Origin of the sequence: Bifidobacterium psychraerophilum (genome assembly GCF_000741705.1) — a bacterium.
GTDB classification, from domain to species: domain Bacteria; phylum Actinomycetota; class Actinomycetes; order Actinomycetales; family Bifidobacteriaceae; genus Bombiscardovia; species Bombiscardovia psychraerophila.
Genome location: NZ_JGZI01000010.1, coordinates 1 through 21,655, shown reverse-complemented (window position 1 = coordinate 21,655; position 21,655 = coordinate 1). Strand labels below are relative to the sequence as shown.

General features: G+C 58.6%; 18 protein-coding genes, 1 tRNA gene and 1 pseudogene. 7 read left to right on the top strand and 13 right to left on the bottom strand.

Features of this window, described 5'->3' with window-relative positions:
• Positions 1–13 precede the first annotated feature (13 nt).
• The 10 genes from BPSY_RS07280 to BPSY_RS07235 form a co-directional block, all read right to left on the bottom strand.
• Entirely contained in the window at positions 14–736 is a 723-nt protein-coding gene (locus BPSY_RS07280; protein WP_033497521.1) for a histidine phosphatase family protein, read from the bottom strand.
• Between the two features lie 2 nt (positions 737–738).
• Positions 739–1,167, bottom strand: coding sequence for a ribosome silencing factor (gene rsfS, locus BPSY_RS07275; RefSeq protein WP_033497520.1), 429 nt, complete (start codon positions 1,165–1,167; stop codon positions 739–741).
• A 103-nt stretch (positions 1,168–1,270) separates the two neighbouring features.
• Entirely contained in the window at positions 1,271–2,653 is a 1,383-nt protein-coding gene (glmU, locus tag BPSY_RS07270; protein ID WP_033497572.1) for a bifunctional UDP-N-acetylglucosamine diphosphorylase/glucosamine-1-phosphate N-acetyltransferase GlmU, read from the bottom strand.
• Positions 2,654–2,659: 6 nt separating this feature from the next.
• Positions 2,660–3,457, bottom strand: a complete 798-nt coding sequence (locus tag BPSY_RS07265; protein ID WP_033497518.1) for an HAD-IIA family hydrolase — start codon at positions 3,455–3,457, stop codon at positions 2,660–2,662.
• Between the two features lie 68 nt (positions 3,458–3,525).
• Positions 3,526–3,596, bottom strand: a tRNA-Gln gene (locus BPSY_RS07260).
• 102 nt (positions 3,597–3,698) lie between these two features.
• Entirely contained in the window at positions 3,699–4,715 is a 1,017-nt protein-coding gene (locus BPSY_RS07255) for a ribose-phosphate diphosphokinase (RefSeq protein WP_033497516.1), read from the bottom strand.
• A 100-nt stretch (positions 4,716–4,815) separates the two neighbouring features.
• On the bottom strand, positions 4,816–5,478 hold the full coding sequence (gene nadD, locus BPSY_RS07250; protein WP_081884337.1) for a nicotinate-nucleotide adenylyltransferase: 663 nt from the start codon (positions 5,476–5,478) through the stop codon (positions 4,816–4,818).
• Positions 5,479–5,517: 39 nt separating this feature from the next.
• Positions 5,518–6,057 (bottom strand): hypothetical protein, encoded by a 540-nt coding sequence (locus BPSY_RS07245; protein WP_033497514.1) that lies wholly within the window; start codon positions 6,055–6,057, stop codon positions 5,518–5,520.
• A complete protein-coding gene (locus BPSY_RS07240; RefSeq protein ID WP_033497513.1) occupies positions 6,054–7,367 on the bottom strand; it encodes a glutamate-5-semialdehyde dehydrogenase in 1,314 nt (437 codons plus the stop codon). The genes BPSY_RS07245 and BPSY_RS07240 overlap by 4 nt, the downstream gene beginning before the upstream one ends.
• A 207-nt stretch (positions 7,368–7,574) precedes the next feature.
• Positions 7,575–8,897 carry a serine hydroxymethyltransferase gene (locus BPSY_RS07235; RefSeq protein ID WP_033497512.1) on the bottom strand — a complete coding sequence of 441 codons (1,323 nt, stop codon included), beginning with the start codon at positions 8,895–8,897 and terminating at the stop codon, positions 7,575–7,577.
• Positions 8,898–9,171: 274 nt separating this feature from the next.
• On the opposite strand from BPSY_RS07235, the gene thrC reads away from it, so the two are divergent.
• Positions 9,172–10,665 (top strand): threonine synthase, encoded by a 1,494-nt coding sequence (gene thrC, locus BPSY_RS07230; RefSeq protein WP_033497570.1) that lies wholly within the window; start codon positions 9,172–9,174, stop codon positions 10,663–10,665.
• Between the two features lie 239 nt (positions 10,666–10,904).
• Here thrC and BPSY_RS07225 read toward each other — a convergent pair whose 3' ends face one another.
• Complete coding sequence (locus BPSY_RS07225) at positions 10,905–15,251, bottom strand: InlB B-repeat-containing protein (RefSeq protein WP_081884335.1); 4,347 nt, start codon at positions 15,249–15,251, stop codon at positions 10,905–10,907.
• Positions 15,252–15,850: 599 nt separating this feature from the next.
• Between BPSY_RS07225 and BPSY_RS07220 the strand changes: the two genes are divergently transcribed.
• The 5 genes and pseudogenes from BPSY_RS07220 to BPSY_RS12100 all read left to right on the top strand — a co-directional run.
• Positions 15,851–16,696 carry an HIRAN domain-containing protein gene (locus tag BPSY_RS07220; protein WP_033497508.1) on the top strand — a complete coding sequence of 282 codons (846 nt, stop codon included), beginning with the start codon at positions 15,851–15,853 and terminating at the stop codon, positions 16,694–16,696.
• A gap of 88 nt (positions 16,697–16,784) precedes the next feature.
• Positions 16,785–16,991 carry a hypothetical protein gene (locus BPSY_RS07215; protein WP_033497506.1) on the top strand — a complete coding sequence of 69 codons (207 nt, stop codon included), beginning with the start codon at positions 16,785–16,787 and terminating at the stop codon, positions 16,989–16,991.
• Positions 16,992–17,023: 32 nt separating this feature from the next.
• Positions 17,024–17,224 (top strand): hypothetical protein, encoded by a 201-nt coding sequence (locus BPSY_RS07210; protein ID WP_033497504.1) that lies wholly within the window; start codon positions 17,024–17,026, stop codon positions 17,222–17,224.
• A gap of 1,934 nt (positions 17,225–19,158) precedes the next feature.
• On the top strand, positions 19,159–19,509 hold the full coding sequence (locus tag BPSY_RS12105) for a LysR family transcriptional regulator (protein ID WP_081884334.1): 351 nt from the start codon (positions 19,159–19,161) through the stop codon (positions 19,507–19,509).
• Between the two features lie 191 nt (positions 19,510–19,700).
• Positions 19,701–20,075: pseudogene (locus BPSY_RS12100) on the top strand (LysR substrate-binding domain-containing protein); the annotation flags it as partial.
• 10 nt (positions 20,076–20,085) lie between these two features.
• On the opposite strand, the gene BPSY_RS12095 reads toward BPSY_RS12100, so the two are convergent.
• Positions 20,086–20,472: a relaxase domain-containing protein gene (locus BPSY_RS12095; RefSeq protein ID WP_415926603.1), complete on the bottom strand. Its 387-nt coding sequence runs from the start codon at positions 20,470–20,472 to the stop codon at positions 20,086–20,088.
• A gap of 293 nt (positions 20,473–20,765) precedes the next feature.
• Here BPSY_RS12095 and BPSY_RS12090 point away from each other — a divergent pair, with 293 nt between their 5' ends.
• Positions 20,766–21,254, top strand: a complete 489-nt coding sequence (locus BPSY_RS12090; protein WP_204367933.1) for a DNA cytosine methyltransferase — start codon at positions 20,766–20,768, stop codon at positions 21,252–21,254.
• 159 nt (positions 21,255–21,413) lie between these two features.
• Here BPSY_RS12090 and BPSY_RS11960 read toward each other — a convergent pair.
• The coding region (locus tag BPSY_RS11960; RefSeq protein WP_238556824.1) for a hypothetical protein at positions 21,414–21,655 on the bottom strand (242 nt) is incomplete at its 5' end.

Genomic DNA, 21,655 nt, shown 5'->3' with positions numbered 1-21,655 from the left:
GAAAGAACGGGGGTTATCTGCTAGAAGTTTGCGGATTCTCCCACTTTTCCGTCTGGGCCACGGCCGGACCCTGGTTATAACCGACCATTCGCCAGCGCAGGGATTCCTCGACTCCGTCAAGAGGAATCAGGCGTGTCCAGTGCGCGTTGCGCATGGAAATCAGATTGGCGAAGTCATCATATACGCGATTCATGCCCAACAGGGTCTGCAGGGTCTGCGAGATCCACGCCCCGTGGGAGAACACGAAGAGATCGGTGTCGCCACCGCTTTTCGTGGACCACTCGTTCAGCGCCTCCACCCCGCGCCTGCCCACATGCTCCTTGCTTTCGGCACCGTGGTTGAGTTCGCCGCCTTTGAATTCAAGCCACAGCTTGTAATCCTCGGGCCATTGCTCCTTCATTTCCGGAAGAGACAGACCCTCCCAGTCGCCGAAGGCACGTTCACGCACGCGCGCATCGGGATGGACCGGAATGTTCAGCGGATCAGCGAAGGCATGGGCGGTTGCCATGGCCCTCCCCAGATCGGATGCTATGACGACCTGTTTGCGCTGGCGCCGGCTGCTTTCGATGTACAGCTTGTTGAGCGCTTCGGCCGTCTGTTCGACCTGCCAGCGTCCCACCTCATCCAGGGGGATGTCGATCTGGCCCTGCAAGCGACCTGCCGCGTTATACGAGGTGCGCCCGTGCCTGACCATCGTTATCGAGTGGACATGCTGCACGCCGGATTGCACAGTCATCGTCAGCGCTCCCCTGCAACAGTGCTCTCGTTGCTGTCCACGGCGGATACGGTTTCGCTCTCACCAGCTTCGGGCAGCTTCAGGTCTATTTCAGGGCAGTCGCTCCACAACCGTTCAAGGGCATAGTATTCGCGGGCTTCCTTGTGCATCACATGGATCACGAAATCACCGTAGTCGAGCAGCACCCATTTGGCATCCTCAAGGCCTTCGCGCATGCGCGGCTTGCGTTCGCGTTCAAGATACAGGGCCTTCTCGATCTCCTCGGCGATGGCGAGGACCTGGCGTTCGTTGGCACCGGTGGCGATGAGGAAAATATCGGTGATGGCCAGTGGCTCGGTCACGTCGAATGCGAGAATGTCCTCTGCCTTCATCTTGTCCGCCGCGAGTGCGGCGATTCTTGCACATTCAATCGAATCTTGGACTGCGGGCACGTATCCGCCTTTCAGATAAAACCGTCAGCTCCCGATTGTTCGGGATGCTCTAGTGTTCATTATGCTGCATCGCCATCCGGATGCCGCCTGTTGTGCTCGGCGCTTAGCGTTCCCAGCGTGGTTTCCAGTCTTCGACCACATGTTGCGTGTTCTCGGAGAAGACCATCGCATCATCGGGCACATCGTGGCGCACGACTGATCCGGCCCCTGTCGTCACGTTGTCTCCAACCACGACCGGTGCCACGAAGACGTTGTCGGCTCCCACATGCACGCCCGAGCCTATGCTGGTGCGGTTCTTGTGCACGCCGTCATAGTTGGCGACTATCGTGCCGCCTCCCACATTGCTGTGCTCGCCGATCTGGGCATCCCCGACGTAGCTGAGATGGGGAACCTTGGTCCCGTTGCCGATGTGGGCCTTCTTCATTTCCACGAAGGCGCCGGCCTTGGTCTCCTCGCCGAGTTCGTTGCCTGGCCTCATATAGGTCCACGGTCCGATATTCGCCCTGGCGCCCACATGTGATTCCTGTATGCGCGAACGCTCGATCACCGCGCCCTCGTCGATGGTGGCGTCGATCAGCGTGGTGTACGGTCCGATGACCGCGGTTTCACCGATGGTGGTGTGGCCTTGCAGGAACGATCCTGGAAGTATCGTCGCGTCGGTCCCGATCACCACGTCATCCTCAATCCAGGTGCTGTCCGGGTCGAGGATCGAAACACCTTCACGCATCCAATGCTCGCAGATGCGACGGTTGTGCTGCTTGGCGAGTGACGCGAGCTGCACCCGGTCGTTGACGCCTTCAACGCTCAGCGGGTCCTTGGCCTGGTAGGCACCCACGGCTCCTGTGGCGGTCGCCTGCTCCAAGGCATCGGTGAGGTAGAACTCGCCTTGGGCGTTGTCGTCGTCCAGACCGCTGATCGCGCGGTTGAGCACTTCCGCCTCGAATACGTAGACCGAAGTGTTGACCTCGGTGACGGCGAGCTCGGTGCTGTTGGCGTCCTTCTGCTCGACGATGCGCAGCACGTCGCCGTTCTGATCGCGGATGATGCGGCCGTAGCCGGTGGGATCCTGCAAGCGCGCGGTAAGCACCGTCGCACCGTTGCCGCTTTCGGCATGGAATTCCAGCAGGTCACGCAGTGTCGCCTCATCCAGCAGGGGCATATCCGAAGCGGCTATCAGCACGGGTCCGGTCAGTTCGCCGTCGGCGTCTATCTGACCCATCGCGCACTGCACGGCGCGCCCGGTTCCCGGCACATCGTCCTGGTTGACGATCACGGCATCGGCATCGACGTCATGCACGGCGGCCGCGACCCTCTCCGCCTGGTAATGCACGACGACGGCGAGAAGCTCGGGCGAAAGCGCCGAAACCGAGGACATCACACGCTCCAGCAGGCTCTTACCCGCCAGTTGGTGCAGGACCTTCGGTGTTTTCGAACGCATGCGCGTCCCTTCACCAGCGGCAAGAATAATTGCTGCGGACACTGCCATCATCAATCAGATCTCCACTTCTGCGGATTTTGCTACTTCAATCAGATCACCGATGCCGTCAAGCACCTTGTCGGGACGGAAGGGGTAGGTCTCCACCTGGTCACGCGAGGTGATGCCCGAAAGCACGAGGAAGGTGTTCAGACCGGCTTCGACGCCCGCCACCACATCGGTCTCCATGCGGTCACCGATCATCGCGGTGGTTTCGGAATGCCCGCCGACGCGGTTCAGCGCCGTGCGGAACATGATCGGATTCGGCTTGCCGACGAAGTACGGTTCATGTCCGGTGGCTTTCGTCACCAGGGCCGCCACTGATCCGGCCGCCGGCAGCACCCCGTGTTCGCTGGGGCCCGTGGGATCCGGGTTCGTGCAGATGAACCGTGCGCCGTCGAGGATCAGACGGATCGCGGTGGTGATGGATTCAAAGGAGTAGGTTCTGGTCTCGCCCAGAATCACGTAGTCGGGCTTTGAATCCGAGAGGATGTATCCGGCCTCGTGCAGGGCCGTCGTGAGCCCGGCCTCGCCGATCACGTATGCGGAGCCGTTGGGCACGGTGCGGGAGACGAAATCGGCCGTTGCCAGTGCGGAGGTCCAGATGTTCTCCTCCGGCACATCGATGCCGCTGCGGCGCAGGCGAGCGGACAGATCGCGCGGGGTGTAGATCGGGTTGTTCGTCAGCACAAGGAATCGACGATTGTTTGCCTTCAACGTTTCGATGAATTCGGATGCACCCGGTAATGCGGTGTTCTCGTGCACCAGCACGCCATCCATATCAGTGAGCCAGGTCTCGATTGTCTTGACTGCCATACCGCTCCTTTCATTGCCACCAACAACCCCCGGCTATGCCCGGAGGTCACCGGGACCGGAGCTACAAGCTCCCCCACCTGGATTCGAACCAAGACAAAGGGTTCCAAAGACCCTTGTGCTGCCATTACACCATGGGGGATCAGCGGGACGAGTCCCGCAACAGTTCATTATGCCATGACTTTCGGATGTTGACATCCAACCGTGTCATGGCATAACGCAACATATCGGACGCGAACAACGCTCAGGCGAAGAGGAAGCCTTGTCCGTGATGTTCAGGGTAGGTTTCGAAGAGTTCGGCGACTGAACCGTCGTCGAAGACCGCCTTGATGGCGCTTGCCAGCAGCGGTGCGATGGAGAGCACGGTCAGCCCGTCCCAGCGTTTCTCCTCCGGGATCGGAACCGTGTCGGTCAGCACGACCTCGCGGGCGCCGCAGGCCTGCAGACGCTCGACGGCAGGGCCGGAAAGCACGCCGTGGGTGGCGACGACGGTTATCGACTTCGCACCCGCCTCGCGCAGGACCTTGCATGCTTCGACGATGGTGCCGCCGGTGTCGATCAGATCATCGACCAGCACGCAATCCTTGCCCTTCACGTCACCGACGACGCGGTTGGCCACGGCCTTGTTCGGACGTGTGATGTCACGGGTCTTGTGGATGAAGGCCAGTGGGCCGCCTCCGAGACGCTGGGCCCACTGCTCGGCGACGCGGATACGTCCGGCGTCAGGTGAGACCACGCTGATATTGCTCAGGTCGAGGCGGTCACGCACGTAATCCACCAGAACCGGCATGGCGATCAGATGGTCCACGGGACCGTCGAAGAAGCCCTGCGACTGCGCTGCGTGGAGGTCCACGGACATGATGCGGTCGGCGCCTGCCGTTTTGAGCAGGTCGAACATCAAGCGGCAGGAGATGGGCTCACGTCCACGATGCTTCTTGTCCTGTCGTGAATAGCCGACAAGCGGGCAGACCGCGGTGATGGAGCGTGCCGATGCGCGCTTGAGCGCATCGATCATGATGAGCTGCTCCATAATCGCTTTGTTGATGGGAGCGGCGTGGGTTTGCAGCACGAAAACATCGGCACCGCGAACTGATTCGGTGAATCTGACGTACATCTCGCCATTGGCGAAGTCATACGCAGTGGTTTCCAACACCTCAATCCCGAGTTGCTCTGCCACATCTGATGCTAGTTTTGGATGCGCCCTACCGGTCACCAAAATGAGGTTTTTATCTGGATTTCCCTCGAGGATTGTGCTCACCATTTCTCCAAACACGGGTGTTGTTTTTTGCAGCGGACAATCACACATACTAACCCGTCGCGCTGACAGAGCGCGAGGCACGGTGCTGTGTTCCAAGCACGGCCTAGGACTCGCCGTACAAACCGTGTTTGGCAATGTATTGCACCACGCCGTCGGGAACCAGGTACCAGACGGGCTCGCTGAGGGTGCATCGGCGACGGACATCCGTGGATGAAATGGACAGCGCCGGAATCTCGAGCATGTCCACCGTGTCGGGCGGCAGATTCAGCCCTTTGAGGCTGGATGAGTACCCTGGCCGGGAGACTGCCACGAAGTGGGCGAAATCCCACATGTGATCGGTGTCCTTCCAGCGCATGATCTCGGCGATCGCGTCCGCGCCGGTGATGAAGAAAAGCTCCGCATCGGGCCGTTGCGCATGGATGTCGCGCAGCGTGTCGATGGTGTAGGTGGCCCCCGGGCGCTCGATATCCACACGGGAGACGGTGAATTTCGGATTCGAGGCCGTGGCGATCACCGTCATCAGGTAGCGATCCTCCGCATTGGTGACCGCACGTTCCATTTTGAAGATCGGTCGTCCGGTGGGGACGAAGATGACCTCGTCAAGGTCATACACCCAGGCGACCTCGGAGGCGGCGACCAAATGGCCGTTGTGTATCGGATCGAATGTGCCGCCCATGATGCCGACCCTGGGGACCTGATGCCTGTTCCCTCTGGTCGATAATCTGCTGCTGTCCCGCGATATGTTCTCCGCGGAAAGCTCGGACATATGACGGTGTGGTTTCTTGCCGTTCAACTGATGCGTCCCTTAACCCTCGTGCTGTTCCTGCCCACCGTCATCACTCTCGGTGAGGCGTTCTATATCCTCCGCGGTGGGATTGACATCCATCGGCTCGATCTTGTCCATGTCCTCATCCCACTCCTCCTGCACCACGCGGCGGATCTCCGCGAAGGTCGGCAGGGGGAAATCAGGCTGGTAGGTGCGGCGCACCTCGGCCACGCATTCGGTGATGCGGATCAACGTGTCCGAAAGACCGTCGATGTCGCTCCCCCGCTCCTGGGTCCTGAAACGCGGGATGTAGCTTTCCATCGCCTTGATCTGCTCGCAGACCTGCTTGAGGCCGGCCTCATCGGGCGTGCTGACCTCCTCCGCATCCTCGTCAGGCCAACCGATCAGCACCGCATCAGCATATTCCAGTGAGGCGCGGTGCGCGGCCGAGGGTATGCCATCCTCGATCTGCACCAGGAAGATGTACCGCACCAGACTCAGGCGCTCCGAAGCCACGCGCAGCCACAGTGTGGGCTGATCCGAGGCATGACGGAACAACTGTTCGATCTGCTCGTTCATGCACGCACCTGTCCCGTTCCGTATGCGATCCATTTCGTCGTGGTGAGCTCCTGCAGGCCCATCGGCCCACGCGCATGCATCTTCTGTGTGGAGATGCCGAGCTCGGCGCCGAGACCGAACATGCCGCCGTCCGTGAATCTGGTCGAGGCGTTGACCATGATGACCGCCGAATCCACGGCGCTGGTGAACTCCTCGATGGCCGAGTAATCCTCCGCGATGATCGCCTCGGTATGACCGGTCGAATGGGCGTTGATGTGATCGATGGCCTCCTGCATGGAGTCGACCACCTTCACACCCATCTTGAGCGCCAGATACTCGGTATCCCAATCCTCTTCGACCGCATGCTGCATGTCGAGACCGTCCACGCCGGAACCGTTGTTCAGACCGGACACGATGTCGTAGGTGCTCTCGTCCACGCGCAGCACCACGTCGGCGAGGGCGAGGGCCTTGGCGATCACCGGCAGGAAGCGCTCTGCCACATCACGGTGGACCAGCAGCTTTTCCGCCGAGTTGCACACGCTGATGCGTTGGGTTTTGGCGTTGAGGATGATGGGTACGGCCTCGTCCAGGTTTCCGGAGGCATCAACATATATATGGACGTTCCCGGAACCCGTTTCGATGACCGGCACTTTGGATTGCTGCACGACGGCCTTGATGAGGCCGGCTCCCCCGCGTGGGACGAGGAGATCGATGTATCCGCGCGCCTGCATCATCGCCGTCGCGCCCTGACGGCCGAAACCATCGACGGTGGCGACCAGTGCGGGGTCGAAACCATGCTCCGCGATGACGGCCCCGATGACCTTCAGGGTCGCGGCATTGGTGCGTTTCGCGGCATGACCGCCCCGAAGCAGCACCGCATTCCCGGATTTGAGGGCCAGTGACGCAACATCCACCGTGACGTTGGGGCGTGCCTCGTAGATCATGCCCACAACACCGAGCGGAACCCTGACCTGCGTCAGGCGCATGCCGTTGGGCATCTTGTTGCCTCTGACAACCTCGCCGATCGGATCGGGTTGTGCGGCGACATCGCGCACTCCCTGAGCCGTGGATGCTATGCGCTCGATATTGAAACGAAGGCGATCGATCAGGCCTTCATCCATCCCTGAGGCGAATGCGTCCTGTACGTCCAGCTCATTGGCGGACTCTATCTCCTGAGCATGCTCCACCAAGGACTCGGCGATGCCGATCAGCAGCTCGTTCTTGGCCTCGGTGCTTGCCTTGGCAAGCGGCTGCTGCGCCTTGGATGCCAGGGAGGCCATCGCGCATACGCTCGCGAAGACCTGAGGATCCAGCGAATCCCCGTTGTTCATAGGAACAGTACTGATCGAAGCGGTACTTGTCATCGCCACATCCTTCCTTCTCATCGCCACAGTCACCAATACAGCAATGCAGCCCGGCGGCTCCAGAGCCCCTCCCGACACCTGACATACAGGCGATGGGAGCCGCTACGACGCGGGGCACCTTGGGATGCCTCCGCGTCATCGCATGTGATTGCTCTGATTGTATGCCGCAGCCGACTATTTGGTCTGATTGAGTTCAGGATACAGCGGGAAATCCGCTACGAGCTTGTCAACGCGGCTGGTGAGCGTGTCGGTATCGGCATTCCTGCCCGCGGCCAGAGCCGTGCCGATGATATCGGCGACTTCCTCGAACTCCTTGTTGCCGAAGCCTCTGGTGGCCAGAGCGGCGGTGCCGATGCGCAGTCCCGAGGCAACCGAAGCCGGTCGTGGGTCGAAGGGCACGGTGTTGCGGTTGATCGTGATGCCGATGCTGGCCAGCAGATCCTCGCCCTGCTGCCCGTCGAGCTCGCTGTTGCGCAGGTCCACCATCACCAGATGCACGTCGGTGCCTCCGGTGAGCACGCTGATGCCGTTGTCCGCCACATCCTGGGCGTTCAAACGGTCGGCGATGATTTTCGCACCCTCAAGGGTGCGCTCCATACGGTTCTTGAAGGCCGGCGTTCCGGCGACCCCGAAGGCAACCGCCTTACCTGCGATCACATGCATCAACGGGCCGCCCTGCTGCCCTGGGAACACCGCGGAGTTCAGCTTCTTCGCATACTCCTCTTTCGCGAGGATGAAGCCGGAACGGGGTCCACCGAGGGTCTTGTGCGCCGTTGAGGACACCACATCGGCGAACGGCACCGGGCTGGGGTGAAGTCCGGCCGCGACCAGTCCCGCGAAGTGGGCCATATCGACCCAGAATTTCGCGCCGACCTCGTCCGCTATCTCCTTCATCGCCTTGAAGTCCTCGATGCGCGGGTAGGCGCTCCAACCACCGATGATCATCGCGGGGTGCGTTTCCAGGGCGCGCTGGCGGATGATCTCGGGATCGATGCGGAAGGTCTCCGGATTCACGCCGTAGGCTTCGGCATGGTAGAAACGGCCCGAGAAGTTGATTTTCATACCGTGTGTGAGATGCCCGCCGTGATCGAGGGCGAGTCCCAGAATCGTATCCCCTGGTTTGACGAGGGCCTGGTAGACGGCCGCATTGGCCTGAGCGCCCGAATGCGGTTGCACGTTGGCGTATTCCGCCCCGAAGAGATCCTTCGCACGCTGTTGTGCGATGGATTCGATCTTGTCCACCTGCTCGCAGCCACCGTAATAACGCTTACCGGGATAACCCTCGGCGTATTTGTTGGTCAACACCGAACCCTGCGCCTGCAAGACGGCCTTCGGCACGAAGTTCTCGGAAGCGATCATCTCCAAACCATCCTGCTGTCGGGAGAGCTCGGCGTCAAGAATCGATGCAATTTCTGGATCGGCCTGTGAAATCGGGGCGTTGAAGATGTTCACGGCGCTATCGGTGTCCGCAGTCTGCACAAGGGACTCGTTGGTCATTACTATGGTCTCCCTCAAAACGGTTGGTCGCATGCGAATGCATACGTGATGTCAGTGTATCGCCTGAAAGCTACTTTGATCCGGTACGACCATCCCACGCGGACAGGCATGCCGCATGTTCATGCTCCTCCGCTCTTTCCTGTGCAGGCGCGCGCCCCATGAGCGGAGGAGGGTGCTTGCCTAGTGCTGCGGATAGAATCGTGTGTTGTTGGCGCGAGTCGCGCCAGTAGCCGGAAATCAGACTCCGAACCCTAAGGATGCCGAGGATTTGACCGTGAATACATTCCATAGCACACGCAGCACCACAGATTCGCTGACCGCGAAGCAGGCCATCCGCAAAGGCATCGCTGCCGACGGCGGTCTTTTCGTCACGGATTCACTTGGTGAGCAACAGGTCGACCTCGGGAATCTTGCGGACAAGTCCTATCAGGACATCGCGGTGGATGTGCTGGGCAAGCTCCTGCCGGATTTCTCCGACGAGGAACTGCGTGACTGCGTTGCCCAAGCCTACGGAAGCCAGTGGGCCGATCCTGCGATCACGCCCTTGAAGCCACTCGGCGATGACTATGTGCTCGAATTGTTCAACGGTCCCACCAGCGCCTTCAAGGACGTGGCTTTGCAGATACTGCCACGCTTCATGACCAAAACCGTCGAGGCGAACAGCACCGGCGACGAGCGTGTGATGATTCTGACGGCCACCTCGGGAGATACCGGCAAGGCCGCACTTGCGGGCTTCGCGGATGCCCCGGGAACGGGCATCACGGTGTTCTACCCCGAAGGCCAGGTCAGCCAGGTCCAGGAGCTGCAGATGAGCACGCAGAGCGGTGGAAACGTGGCGGTGTGCGCGGTGCGGGGCAACTTCGATGATGCCCAGAGCGCGGTCAAAGGCATCTTCGCGGACGAGGCCCTGTCCGAGCGCCTGGCCGCCGATTGCAACACGGTGCTGTCCTCGGCCAACTCCATCAACGTCGGCAGACTCGTACCCCAGGTCGTCTACTACTTCGTCGCATACGCCCAACTCCTCTCCCAGCAGATCATCAACGTGGGCGATGAGGTCGAGTTCTGCGTTCCGACCGGCAATTTCGGCGATATCCTCGCAGGCTACTACGCACGCCGCATGGGACTGCCGATTTCCAAACTGACCGTCGCCAGCGACCGGAACAATGTGCTGTTTGATTTCCTCTCGACCGGGGTCTACGACCGCAACCGTGATTTCTTCACGACCATCTCCCCCAGCATGGATATCCTGATCTCCTCGAATCTGGAACGGATGCTGTATTACTTGTCCGAAGGAGACACCGATCTGATCGCCATGCTGATGAAGGAGCTGTCGGTCACAGGACGGTATGAGATTCCCGCGACGCTCAAAACCGCGATCGGCGGCATCTTCGACGGCGGCTGGGCTGACGAGGATCAGGTGAAAACCGCCATCCGTGAATGCTGGGATGCGAATCACTATGTGATCGACCCACATACCGCATGCGGATACCACGTGATGACGCATACGGAGGCCGATCCGCTCACGCCGCGCGTGCTGCTCTCGACCGCAAGCCCATACAAGTTCCCACGCGTGGTGAACGAAGCCCTCGGCCTGGATACCCCGGAGAGCGATTTCTCATGCATGGATGTGCTTTCGGCGGCCACCGGAACCACGGCACCCAAGGCCCTGCGTGATTTGGAATCCGCCGAGATCCGTTTCCATGACGTGACCGACATCGACGGCATGCCCCGGTATGTGGAGTCCGTGGCCGAACAACTCAACAAGTAGTTCCCAACAAGTAATTCCCCGCACCCACGGCATCCCGATAGGCGCCGTGGGTGCTTTGTATCCAAGGCCGCCACTTCCGAGTCATCGCAGTGCAGACATCACACGTAATACAGCTGAGGGTCTCAACCGACCGGTATATACGTCGGTTGAGACCCTCAGCTGTTTTCGTGAGGCAGCGCTGTTTCGTGAGGCGGCTGCTGTTTCAGGCCCCACCTCTGCGCTATGGCATCACGACTGCACTATGTCATCTCGCCTGCATCGGGCATCTCGTCGGGATTCTGGCGTCCGTGACGACCAGTGGCGCGCGAAGCATTCAAAGCGTGCCCCACCGCGAAAGCACCGAGCATACGGCCACGGACCAAGAGCGTGGGCGCACCCAGCACCAGTGCGGCCGCAGTCAGGACCCACCACCAGACCGCCCACGAACCGGTGTATGGCAGGGCGTTGGGCGGCTCACACTCCGACAGGCCGTACTGCGCGTAATACGGTGAATCACTACAGAACTGGGTGCCCGTGAAGGTATCCCGCATCTCCGTGTCCACACCGCCGGGTTGCAGCCTCAACTGCCCCACTGTATCCATCAGTAATCTGCCCGCATCACGACCATTGCCTTGGAAGGTATGCCACAGTACATATTGCTTATCCAACTCAGCTTGCGAGAGATTCCAGGAGGAAGATACCCGCAGGATATCGTCATACCGCAGACCGGGCCCTTGCAGATCCGCAAAAGTCCAGGACATGAAGAATCCGACGCCCACACCGGTGATCGCACTCATATCAAATGAGCCCGCTGGCAGACTCTCCAACTTCGAGGCATAGAAAGTGAAATAAAGGAACTGCCAGGGGACGGATGTGAGGCCTGGTCCGAAGGCGAATGAACCCGCAGGCAGCACCGCGAAATTGCTATTGCGGAAAGTTCCATGGAGGAAAGACTCACCGACAGCCACCAGATTCGACGTATCAAAGGAACCATCCGGCAACGCGTTCATGCCATTCGCCGTCGCAAGCGCATAAAGCATGAAGCCATTACCCGCAGACGTCATCCCGCTGATATCGAATGACCCCGCAGGCAGCACCGTCAGTGCACTCTGACGAAATGTCGAGCTCATGAATGAGTAGCCCACCCTATGCAGGTTTTCGAGACGGAAGGAGCCCGCAGCGATATCCACCAAGGCGGTCCCTTCGAACATGCTATCTACGAAATCATTCCCTACATCAGCCACGCTGGCCCAGGCGGGATCATCCTGATGCAGGAAGCGACCGGTCCTCGTCAGATTCGAGGCATATAAGAACATTCTTGTTCCAACTGCATTGCCTGCTTGAGTCGGGCCACTGGCGGCAGGATCCTTCAATCCGAGGAAGGGGATATCACCGACCTCGATGAGCTGGGTGCTCATAGGAATGGTGCCGGCCGCAGCATTGAGACCGAAGGCCCGCAACCATCCGACGCTCTGCACCACGGGTTGGAGCCGAATCCAGTACTCCCCCTCGGCGAATACTCCCAGATCGGGCCCTTGAGCAGCACTGTTCGACAGGACCGTACCGGCATATGCGGCGGTATCCGTGCCGTCACAGGTCCCTCCGACGAAAGCGATGGCTTTCGCGGTGCAATCCTGCACACTCCATGTCGCCCCATCATCCGAAGACACGGATATACGCCACTTGTACGGAGTTCCAATGGAGACGCTCGCAGTGGGCACGATGACGTGTTTGTTGCTTGACTCATCCTGGGCGCTCACGGCGATCTTGAAATCGAAGGAGGTGAAGGAGCACACATTCGGGAAACCCCAGTTCACGAAATTCACCGATGAGGTGCATAGGCGGGTGCCCGCGAAGGTGTTCCTGGCCGAGTTCGGGTTCAGCGCGATCTGCGCGGCTTCGGACTCCTCCAGGCTGCCTTGTGCCGTCTCCACATTCCGGAAGGTGTCGGCGAAGACGTTGCTCTTGTTCAGATTCGTCTGGTTCAGCTTCCATGAGGCTGCAACCCGCGCCACATCAGCCCTGAGCAGTTTCGGTGCCGTGCCCGCACTGCCGCCCGCAAAGGTGCCCGCCATGAAATCGTTCCCCACATTGCCGGTGACGTGCTGCATGTCGAAGGAGTTCGCCGGCAGTGACGCCAGGAGGGAGGCATCGTAGAAGGACTGGGCCATGTAATTGGTGGCGGTCGTCACGATGAATGCCGAGGACGGGGCAAAGGATCCCGCCGGCAGGTCCTCCAGGGAGGCGGCCCCACGGAAGACCGCTGCCAGGAAGTAGTCGCCCACAGTGGTGATGCCGTCGATGCTGAAGGATGCGGCACCGATATCGGTCAGCTTCGCGGCGCCTTGGAAGGCCTCGCGGAAGAAGTCCGCACCCACCGTGTTCACCGCGCCCCATGCGGCATCATCCGAGGCGAGCACCTTGCCCACCTTCACCAGATGCGTCGTCCCGTAGAACATGCGATACCCCACCACATCACCGGTGGTGCTGGCCACGCCGGGTGTGCCGTCCAATCCGGCGAAGGGGATATCGCCCACTTCGGTGATCATCGTGGCGCTCTGATGCACAGCCGTTCCCGAACGCCCGGTTGCGAAGGCCCGCAGCCAACCCTCCGTCGCGGTCACAGGAATCAGTCTCACCCAATGAGACCCCGTGGTCATGGTGCCCAGCACCGGGCCACGCGCCGCATCATCCGCGGATGTTCCGGTGAAGGCATCGGCCAGAGCACCGGCCCCGCAACCCCCTCCACCCGGTGTCTGCGTCACGGCGGAGCACTGCACCTGCGTCCACGTCGCCCCGTCGTCATCGGAGACCTCGATGAACCACGAATAGGCTGCACCAAAGGTGGCGTTGCTCACCGTGCTGCGCCCAGTTGCGGGCACGATCACATTCGCGGCCGGATCCGTCACATTGATCCGGTACTCAAAGGATCCATTCGAAATATTCGGCGCCTGCAACCAGCGTGCATAGAACTTCTTCGCCCCCACCGAACCGGTGGGAATCCCGGTCACCGCAGTCGTGAACCCCGCATCCGAATACCAACCGACAAACACATGGCCCGCAAACGTCGGTGGCAACAAGGTCAACGGCAGATCATCATCGTCATAGCTTGGGGGATTCGAGGGGTGGTTCGTGCCACCATTCAGCTCATATTCAATGCTGTATCCGAAACCCTTGATCGTGGTCTTCACCGGCACCGTCGCCCTGTTCGTCAACCCGGCAACGGCATCGCCATCCTGCTGACCCCACACATACAGGTCGTAATCCTTGGCAGCGTCAGGCATGGATGCCTCAGGCAAGGCCATATTGCCACCCGCGCTTGTCCGCCCCGAACCCAACACCATATCCGTATCGGGATCGACGATCTTCCACCCCATATCGGCACCCAGACTCGAAGTACCCGAGAGATTCAATACCCGTGAACCTGCGGCACCGGAAACCGACGATGACCAGGTATAGAGCTGACCACCAGGGTCCACAACAGTCAGACGCAAATCACCCGACGCATTCTGACTTTGATCGCTGCTGAGCGCCGAAAGCAGCAGATTACTCAGACTCAGACGAAAAGCAGGCCGCAACCCGTGAACGGTGGAATAGTCCGATTCGCCAAAGCCAACCGTGCCAGTACCTGCTGACGAGTACACACAGGACTGATAATCCCAGCGTGGAGAACGCAACCAAGTACCCGAAGCACTATTGGCGCAAGAGGTCGATGGACAGGCAAGATTAGAGTTATATCCCCCGCCATAGGTGTGATTGAGATATTTGTTCGTGTCACCTACGGATAATGGGAACACTTTGTACGAGTTTCTTGACGGAGCAAATGGAGGTGATGCCGGCTCCATAGTAGCAATGCACGCAACAGATTGAGCAGCCGCGCACACACCCTCAACTTGCGCAGCACGCAATAGGGATAGCTCAAAGGTGGAATAATTCGATGAACCCACCGCATCGGAGACCAAAGCCAGATTCGACTTGTAGGAAGCCGTCGCACTGTCAAAGGAATGCCTATGCGGGTTACTCGTATCAAACGCGAAACGAGCAGTCACCACATTATCGGCCCACAGCAAGGCCTCATTCGAAACGACCGAAGTCGTAGATGACGCCGAAGAATTATTTGTAGGAACCGTAGCATTGTTATATGACCTACCGGACTCGCTCGGCACTGCACCCACCGCCAGAGTCTTGTACCCGCCGGACACCGTGGCACCACCGTAGGTACCGGTATTCCCCTGTTTGCCGAACATGATCCGCCGCGTATTCGCCCATCCGTCTCCACGCACACTCGGCGTCTCGTCATCCTTCTCCACCACTGGCAGTGCACCTTCCACCAGGGTGCTGAAATATCCATCGGGACCGTATTGCAGGGTCACCGAATCACCCGTCGCCGCCTTCGCATGCTCTTGTGTGGAAGCCAGTACCCAGCCTGCGGCGCATAAGGCCAGCATCAGTGCGACTACGGCGATCAGCTGCCGCCATGCGGTACGCAGCACGAAGGTGCGCGCAGAGCCGTGACCGTGGGCATCACCGACGGTATGAGGGGTATGCCGCGCATGCGGCGAGCGACGGTTCCTCCGACGTGACCGATTCTCCGACCGTGACACCATATACTCACCCCCCTCCCCGCGACGGACCGATCACAGCCCGACTTGCACAGGGCCGTCATCAGAGACCATCGCGAGGAACGAAACTCCTCGAACGCCACGACCAGATGCGGCGCATACTCTTGACATGCAGTAATTATACACACCAAGAGTAAATTTGAGCTACATGGGTATATTGAGAGTCCGTTTCCTTTAGACAGGTGGTATCCCCCCCCACAGAGCGCCGTGTCCGTGCATGGCTATGCACTACCCAACACGGCAGAGCCCCGCCCGATCTGGCACCATGCGGGGACAGCCCAAAATTATTCGATATATACTGCCAGACATTCGATTTGTCCCGTGCAAAGAAGACCGGGCTTTTTAATCTCACGAGCGACAGCACGAGAAGCTTTAAGCCACTTTGGAATAGACTCTGTCGTCATATCGAGCCATCACACGGCTCTCCACCTTCACTCGTTCTCTATGCTCCTATTCAAACATATGTTCGATTGATTGAAACAACATGATCGCGTAGGAAAACTTTACGTAGGCTCTGTGCCACTTGAATTCTTTTTCCTGACTTATGCTTCTATTGACAAAAGAGAGAATAAGACGGGAAAAGCATGGGATTCGTCATTATCGTGGTTGTCGTCCTGATTGTTGTCGGCCTCGCGCTGTCAAAGACGCAGACCAATCAACAAAAAGCAACAGCAAAGCACTCACCAGCACGCGAAGCTCAAAACGCCATTATCCAGCGCGGGGGAATCCCCTACAGGTTGCTCCCTACAGGTAGGGTAACGGTTGCAGGGCCTTATTACCATCAAAGAGAAATTATCACAGCCATCGGCGATCGGCTCCGCGAAGTTATGCCAGTCGGCCAGTGGGATCAAACACTCGAATTGGATGCCGAAATACGTAGGCAACCCAACAACACTCACGACAGTGACGCGGTTGTAGTAATCATCAATGGCCTCATTGTTGGATATATACCGTCAGAAAACACCTACGAATGGCAGCAACTACTCCAGCCACTTGAGTCCCGATCACAGTTTGCACTAGCCAAAGCAGCAATATACCTGAAAAACGACGGAAACTACCTGGTGGTACTCAAAGCGAATCCATCGATCCCACCAACCAAAAACGCTTATCCAAATGTCGAAATTCTCGATGCGGACTGGCTCATAGCTGTGGGCGGCGAGGAAAATGCTCAAGATATTCTCACTAAGTATGGCGAAGAATCATGGGTATGGGCAACGTTGGAAACAGGAACAATACCAAAGGGAAAGTACAAAGATGCTCCCACCATCTGGGCAAGAGTTGACGATAATCTGATCGGCTATATCTCAGCCATGCAATCCGAAAGATACTTCATTTACATCAAGAGAAGGCTCCCCTGCGCTTGTGTCGCGCATATCAAGCAGGGTGGGAGAAAACTCGAACTTGAGTTAATGCTCCCCTCCCGGAACTGACGAGCATATTCTTGCTCGACCACAGGCAATACGCCTAATCTTTGCGGCGTTATCATTCAGATAGCATCATCCAGTTGGAAGGTCGACCATGTTCTGTAACCACAACGAGGTCATCGTAGCCGGACAGAAAAAGAAGCTCTCACTCACCAAAGGCATAGTGGGCGGACTGGTCCTTGGTCCACTCGGAGCAGTAGCAGGCGGAGCCGGTCTCGGCAAGACGAGGACGCAATTCGTATGCAGGAAATGCGGCAAGACATTCGACAAACTTCCCCACGGATCGACAATCATCGCCTAGTCAATCACCCTGATTCAAGGAAGCGAGTAATTATGAAGTTCGGTATGCGGACGCCGAGTCTGAAACGCTCGTTGAAGGCGCGCACCACATCGAAGTGGAAACGCCAGGTGAAGAAGGCCATCATCCCCGGATATGGGAAGAAAGGCGCGGGATGGGTCAAGAACCCGCGCAAGGCCGCATACAACAAGGTCTACAGGAAAACCAGCTTCAGCTTCTGGGACCTGTTCAAGTGATCGGCAGGGCCCCGCTTCGGAGGACTTTTCGTATCGGCATATCCCAACGGTGCAAGCGGCTATGCATTTGGCATACATCTTCCTCATGAATTATGAAAATGCAGATTTAGAAAACCCACAACTGTTGGAGTGCTGCGGCACGGCAGATGGCTGCGAGATAGTTGCATGTGGTCTTGTCTGAGCGCATCGGGATGCCGTACTACTCCCTGTGCCTGTTGAAACAGCGTTCGACGGGAATCATCTTCTGACGCGTCTGGAGGATCGCGAGAACGAGAAATCTTGTCGGATGAGAGTCTTTCCGCCCGGGGTGCCTTGCGTAGAGTGGTGGATTTGTATCATCCCCAGATCTTGGAATCGTCGTGCGAGCAAAAAGTCGTCGATGACGCTCGCGACGTTCTCGAGTGCATCGAAGACTGGTACATAGGGACTTGGGGTAACGAATTCGGCAGTCGTGCCGGAGCTGATCGTGACGCAGGAGAGAACACCAATGCTGGTCCGTTCCAGGTCAGTAGTGCCGCGAATTAGCCGATTCCGACGTATTCGACAATGAGGTTTGCGATCAGCAGATCGACCCCGCGCAGAGACAGGGTAACATTGATGAGCTGGGCACGAAGATGCAGCCGAGCACCTAGTATCGAGTGCCTGCCCCGATACCGAGCATCCCGAGAGGTCGTGGTGTGTAAGTGACGATCTGCACGTGTGTGATCGTTTCAAGAACGTCAATCTGACCGCCACCATAATGACTCATTTGTTGTTCATAGACCGCGAGATCGATGCGTTGCTATGGGTGTGTTACCAGCCAATTTTGTTCTCATCATTTTCGGCGGAGAGCGGGGTGGTTTCTGTCATGAGCACCCGGATTTACTTTGTGTCGGCGTTCCCACCAATGCATGCGAAACCGACAACAGTGGATGTGTGAAAATCGGCAAATATCCCAGAGAGTCCCGCTGCTCCCACTCCTTCGACGAGCATATGAGTATGACAAGCGAGTGCGCGCATCGCTTCATTAAGTTGAAGTCGTGAGAGTAGAAAATCGTTGAGACCACCCTGCGGGATGGCCCGTGGGGGTCTCGAACCCCTCTCCAGTGGAAAGGCCAGAGGCAAAGGTGTTGATTCCGGCTGTCTCGATCGCTCCAGAATGCCAAGGTCGGTACGCAGCCGGAGGCACCCGCGGACTGTACGCCGACGATCCGCACCCCCGGAGAGATCACGTTCTGAACGAGGATGGTACCCGAGCCAGACCCGATAGGCACGTACAATGTCTCGATATCGGGGTGCTGCAGGAGTAACTCCGAATAGACTGTGCCGTGCCTGTGAATGATCGCCGGCTCACCCCAGGACTGACGAACACCATTGCCTGTTCGCGAGCAAGTGTAACTGCACGATCTACAGCCTCTGGCATTTTTTCGCCGGAAAGGACCACGCGGCACCAAGCGCTTGGACCGCAGCTACCTTGTTCGACGGTGCAGACGTTGGCATGACAAATGGTAGATGCAGCCCCAGCGGCAGGCGCTGCATATGCGACGGAATGAGCATGATTTCCTGTGGATACCGTCCACGATGTCATGCTCCCTCTCTTCGCTAGTAAGTGGCGACATAAGCGCGAGCCCGCCACGTAACCTTGAATGCTCCGATCGGCTGGACGTTCTCATGCTTGACAACGACCTGCGAACCTACTTGTGAATCAAGCACCGGACAGGACCAAGCCCACGTCTGCAGGAGCACACCATAAATGACTTTCTTCGTCGCGAGTACACCCACAAAGCACGGAATCGAATGAAGAGAGAAAACATCCGCCGTACCAAGGGGATCATTCTGAGTACCTGTCTTCTGCATGCACTCATGTCAACCAGAGTCATAACCTATACGCCAAATCGTTTATATTGATTATTCATAGACCGTATCTGTCTTCTGATACGGTGAACCTGTGATCGATGTCGATGTCTGCACGTGCTCGTCTCCTTCACACACTCTCGTCGATGACTGCCGCCACTGACGAACTTCGCTATAGTCAGCCAACCGTCTCCCATCACCTAGCGAGTCATGGGGCGGAGACCGGAGCCGTGCTGTTTCGCCGTATGGGGCACGGGCTCGCACTCACCGCCACAAGGCAACGTCTCTCCAAACGAGCAGAGGAAATCCTCGCCTTGCTCCAACGCGCCGAGGCCAAGCTCTTCAGCGCGACTACGCTCCAATCCGGCACCGTACGAATGGCAATCTTTCCTCCGCGATCACAACTCTCGCTCCCTGGTTCATCCCCGAACCGAATGAGGCAGAACCGCTGAAAGCAGGAACCATGCCGCTGGCCAACACGGTCGACCTTGCCTTGCCGTCCAACTACCATGTTCAAACCACCAGCCCAGTACTCACTCTCGAAGTTCTTGGCAACGACCTGCTCTTCTTGGTCCGGCCTAGTGACAAATGATTAACGGGTCAGTACAAATCTGACACGACACTCACGGCCAGAGATCTCTCCAACTTTGCTGACGCGGCATGGCTCGCTGGATGCGAACGATGCCGCAGCCACCTCATCGCGACGTCTGAGAGAGCAGGATTCACGCCTCATGTCGTCTGCACTTCCGATAACTACGTCGCAGTCCGAACACTCGTTGGTATCGGCTACGGTGTCACGCTGCTGCCTCAGCTCGCGCTATGGACCTATCAAGATCCCAGCATCAAGACCACACCCATTCCCAATGCAGTCAGACAAATCACACTCCTCACCCTCGATCAACCCCTTTGTCTCCTGAGATTGACACGGTACGCACCACTCTCATCGACGTTCTCGGCGACGACTTCGCCAAGACTCTGGAGTTTCCCTCACGAGCATGAAAGCCCGGAAGGGCCATGATGGCAGCGACCTAAACGGTGCAACAGGCAGCGAACCCAATACTCGGGCCGGACCAAGGATGGTTCATTTGGTCGAAAGTTTGGACTTGGCCCAATCGGGGTCCTGCTTGACTCTTTTCTTGAACCTTGCCCCGAGGCTGAAATCCCTTGTGACACGGCGGAAGCGCGGCGTCTACGGCACCTCGCAGCGTACCGATGTGCCGCCGGTTCGGGACAACCGAGGCCAGGTGATCCGTCAGGTTGCCCATACCGAAGCCGGTGATCCCGGAGCCGAGCCAGAAACCGGGCGGACTGCCGGCCTCCGCGTAATACCGCGTCAACGGCGTTGAGAGGCTCCGATCCCCGTCGCCGGCGGCCACCGACTTAAGCAAGTACTTGTAGCCGTCACCCACGCTCATCACACGCATCGACACCGTCATCGCCCACCTCCCTTATGGAGGACAGGTGGGACGCGCGACCCGGTTCAGCCGGTCAGAGCAGGGTGGTCAAGCTCAGGCCGGACCTCTTCTGCAAGACGTGTAGCAGCTCAAAAGACGGGGCGGGCGGCGGCTAGACGAGCAGTCGAGAAGGCCGTGAATCTCGGAGCTTCGCTGGTCGTCCAGCAGGCGCTCATCGTCGGTCTGGCAACAGTGGGCGGGCGTGCACCTGACAGGTGACTAGACCGGCAGCAGCCAAAGAATAGCTGCGGTCGGTGTCGCTCTCACCGGGACCCTCATGCACGACACTACGCACTCGCCCCGGCTTCGGATTGGGTCGCTGTTCAGCGGATACGGCGGCCTCGACCTCGCCGTCTTGCACGCGTTCAATCCCCAGACCGTCTGGCTCTCCGAGATCATCCCGGCCAGTAGCCGAGCTTTTCGCCCGCCACTGGCCGGATGCCCCGAACCTAGGCGACATCACAGCCATCGACTGGAACCAGGTCAAGCCGGTGGACATCCTCATGGGAGGCTTCCCGTGCCAGGACGTGAGCACGGCTGGCAAGAAGACGGTCCCGAAACCCGGCGCTCGCTCCGACCCGTGGTCTCACAAGGCCCAGGCCATCGCTGCGCTGCATTCCAAGTTAGTCGTCATCGAGAACGTGCGCGGCCTGCTCTCCGCCCCATGCAACGCAAGGAGACCTCGATGTGCAACGCTCCTCCCAATCACAACCCCTGAAGATACAGCCCTTCACAAGAGCTAAGACGCAACCCATGACAATCGAATCGTTCATGGGAGCGCACAGACGATGGGTCACCGACCTAGAGCATGGCGAACTGACCCACAGCCGGCAAATCCCAGCTCCTGACAATGATTTTCCCTGCTAAAGGTTTTTTCTCGATCAGTTCGCTTCAATTGGTTTCTACTCCGGACGAGTGAGGCGGGCTGTGATTACTGCGCTATCCACCGGGTGAATCGAGCAGTCAATATGATCGTCATGCTGTTTTACTGACACAGGATCAACCTCTGCAATTGGGCAGTGCATGAGAATTGTGCCCAAGGGAATTGTTGTCGAGTTCACTGTGACAGAAAGTTCAGAGTAGTAGGCAATGGCGAACTTGCCTTCTGGTGCTGAGACTCCAGGATTCAGGCAAGTAGGCACCA

Excerpts from the sequence above, each read along its gene's own strand:
- BPSY_RS07255 (WP_033497516.1), bottom strand. The coding sequence starts at position 4,715 with ATGGTGAGCACAATCCTCGAGGGAAATCCAGATAAAAACCTCATTTTG.
- BPSY_RS07280 (WP_033497521.1), bottom strand. The coding sequence starts at position 736 with ATGACTGTGCAATCCGGCGTGCAGCATGTCCACTCGATAACGATGGTC.
- glmU (WP_033497572.1), bottom strand. The coding sequence starts at position 2,653 with ATGGCAGTGTCCGCAGCAATTATTCTTGCCGCTGGTGAAGGGACGCGC.
- BPSY_RS12105 (WP_081884334.1), top strand. The coding sequence starts at position 19,159 with ATGTCGATGTCTGCACGTGCTCGTCTCCTTCACACACTCTCGTCGATG.
- BPSY_RS07235 (WP_033497512.1), bottom strand. The coding sequence starts at position 8,897 with ATGACCAACGAGTCCCTTGTGCAGACTGCGGACACCGATAGCGCCGTG.
- BPSY_RS07220 (WP_033497508.1), top strand. The coding sequence starts at position 15,851 with ATGGGATTCGTCATTATCGTGGTTGTCGTCCTGATTGTTGTCGGCCTC.
- BPSY_RS07240 (WP_033497513.1), bottom strand. The coding sequence starts at position 7,367 with ATGAACAACGGGGATTCGCTGGATCCTCAGGTCTTCGCGAGCGTATGC.
- BPSY_RS12095 (WP_415926603.1), bottom strand. The coding sequence starts at position 20,472 with ATGAGCGTGGGTGACGGCTACAAGTACTTGCTTAAGTCGGTGGCCGCC.
- nadD (WP_081884337.1), bottom strand. The coding sequence starts at position 5,478 with ATGTCCGAGCTTTCCGCGGAGAACATATCGCGGGACAGCAGCAGATTA.
- BPSY_RS07245 (WP_033497514.1), bottom strand. The coding sequence starts at position 6,057 with ATGAACGAGCAGATCGAACAGTTGTTCCGTCATGCCTCGGATCAGCCC.
- BPSY_RS07225 (WP_081884335.1), bottom strand. The coding sequence starts at position 15,251 with ATGGTGTCACGGTCGGAGAATCGGTCACGTCGGAGGAACCGTCGCTCG.
- BPSY_RS07265 (WP_033497518.1), bottom strand. The coding sequence starts at position 3,457 with ATGGCAGTCAAGACAATCGAGACCTGGCTCACTGATATGGATGGCGTG.
- BPSY_RS07215 (WP_033497506.1), top strand. The coding sequence starts at position 16,785 with ATGTTCTGTAACCACAACGAGGTCATCGTAGCCGGACAGAAAAAGAAG.
- BPSY_RS07210 (WP_033497504.1), top strand. The coding sequence starts at position 17,024 with ATGAAGTTCGGTATGCGGACGCCGAGTCTGAAACGCTCGTTGAAGGCG.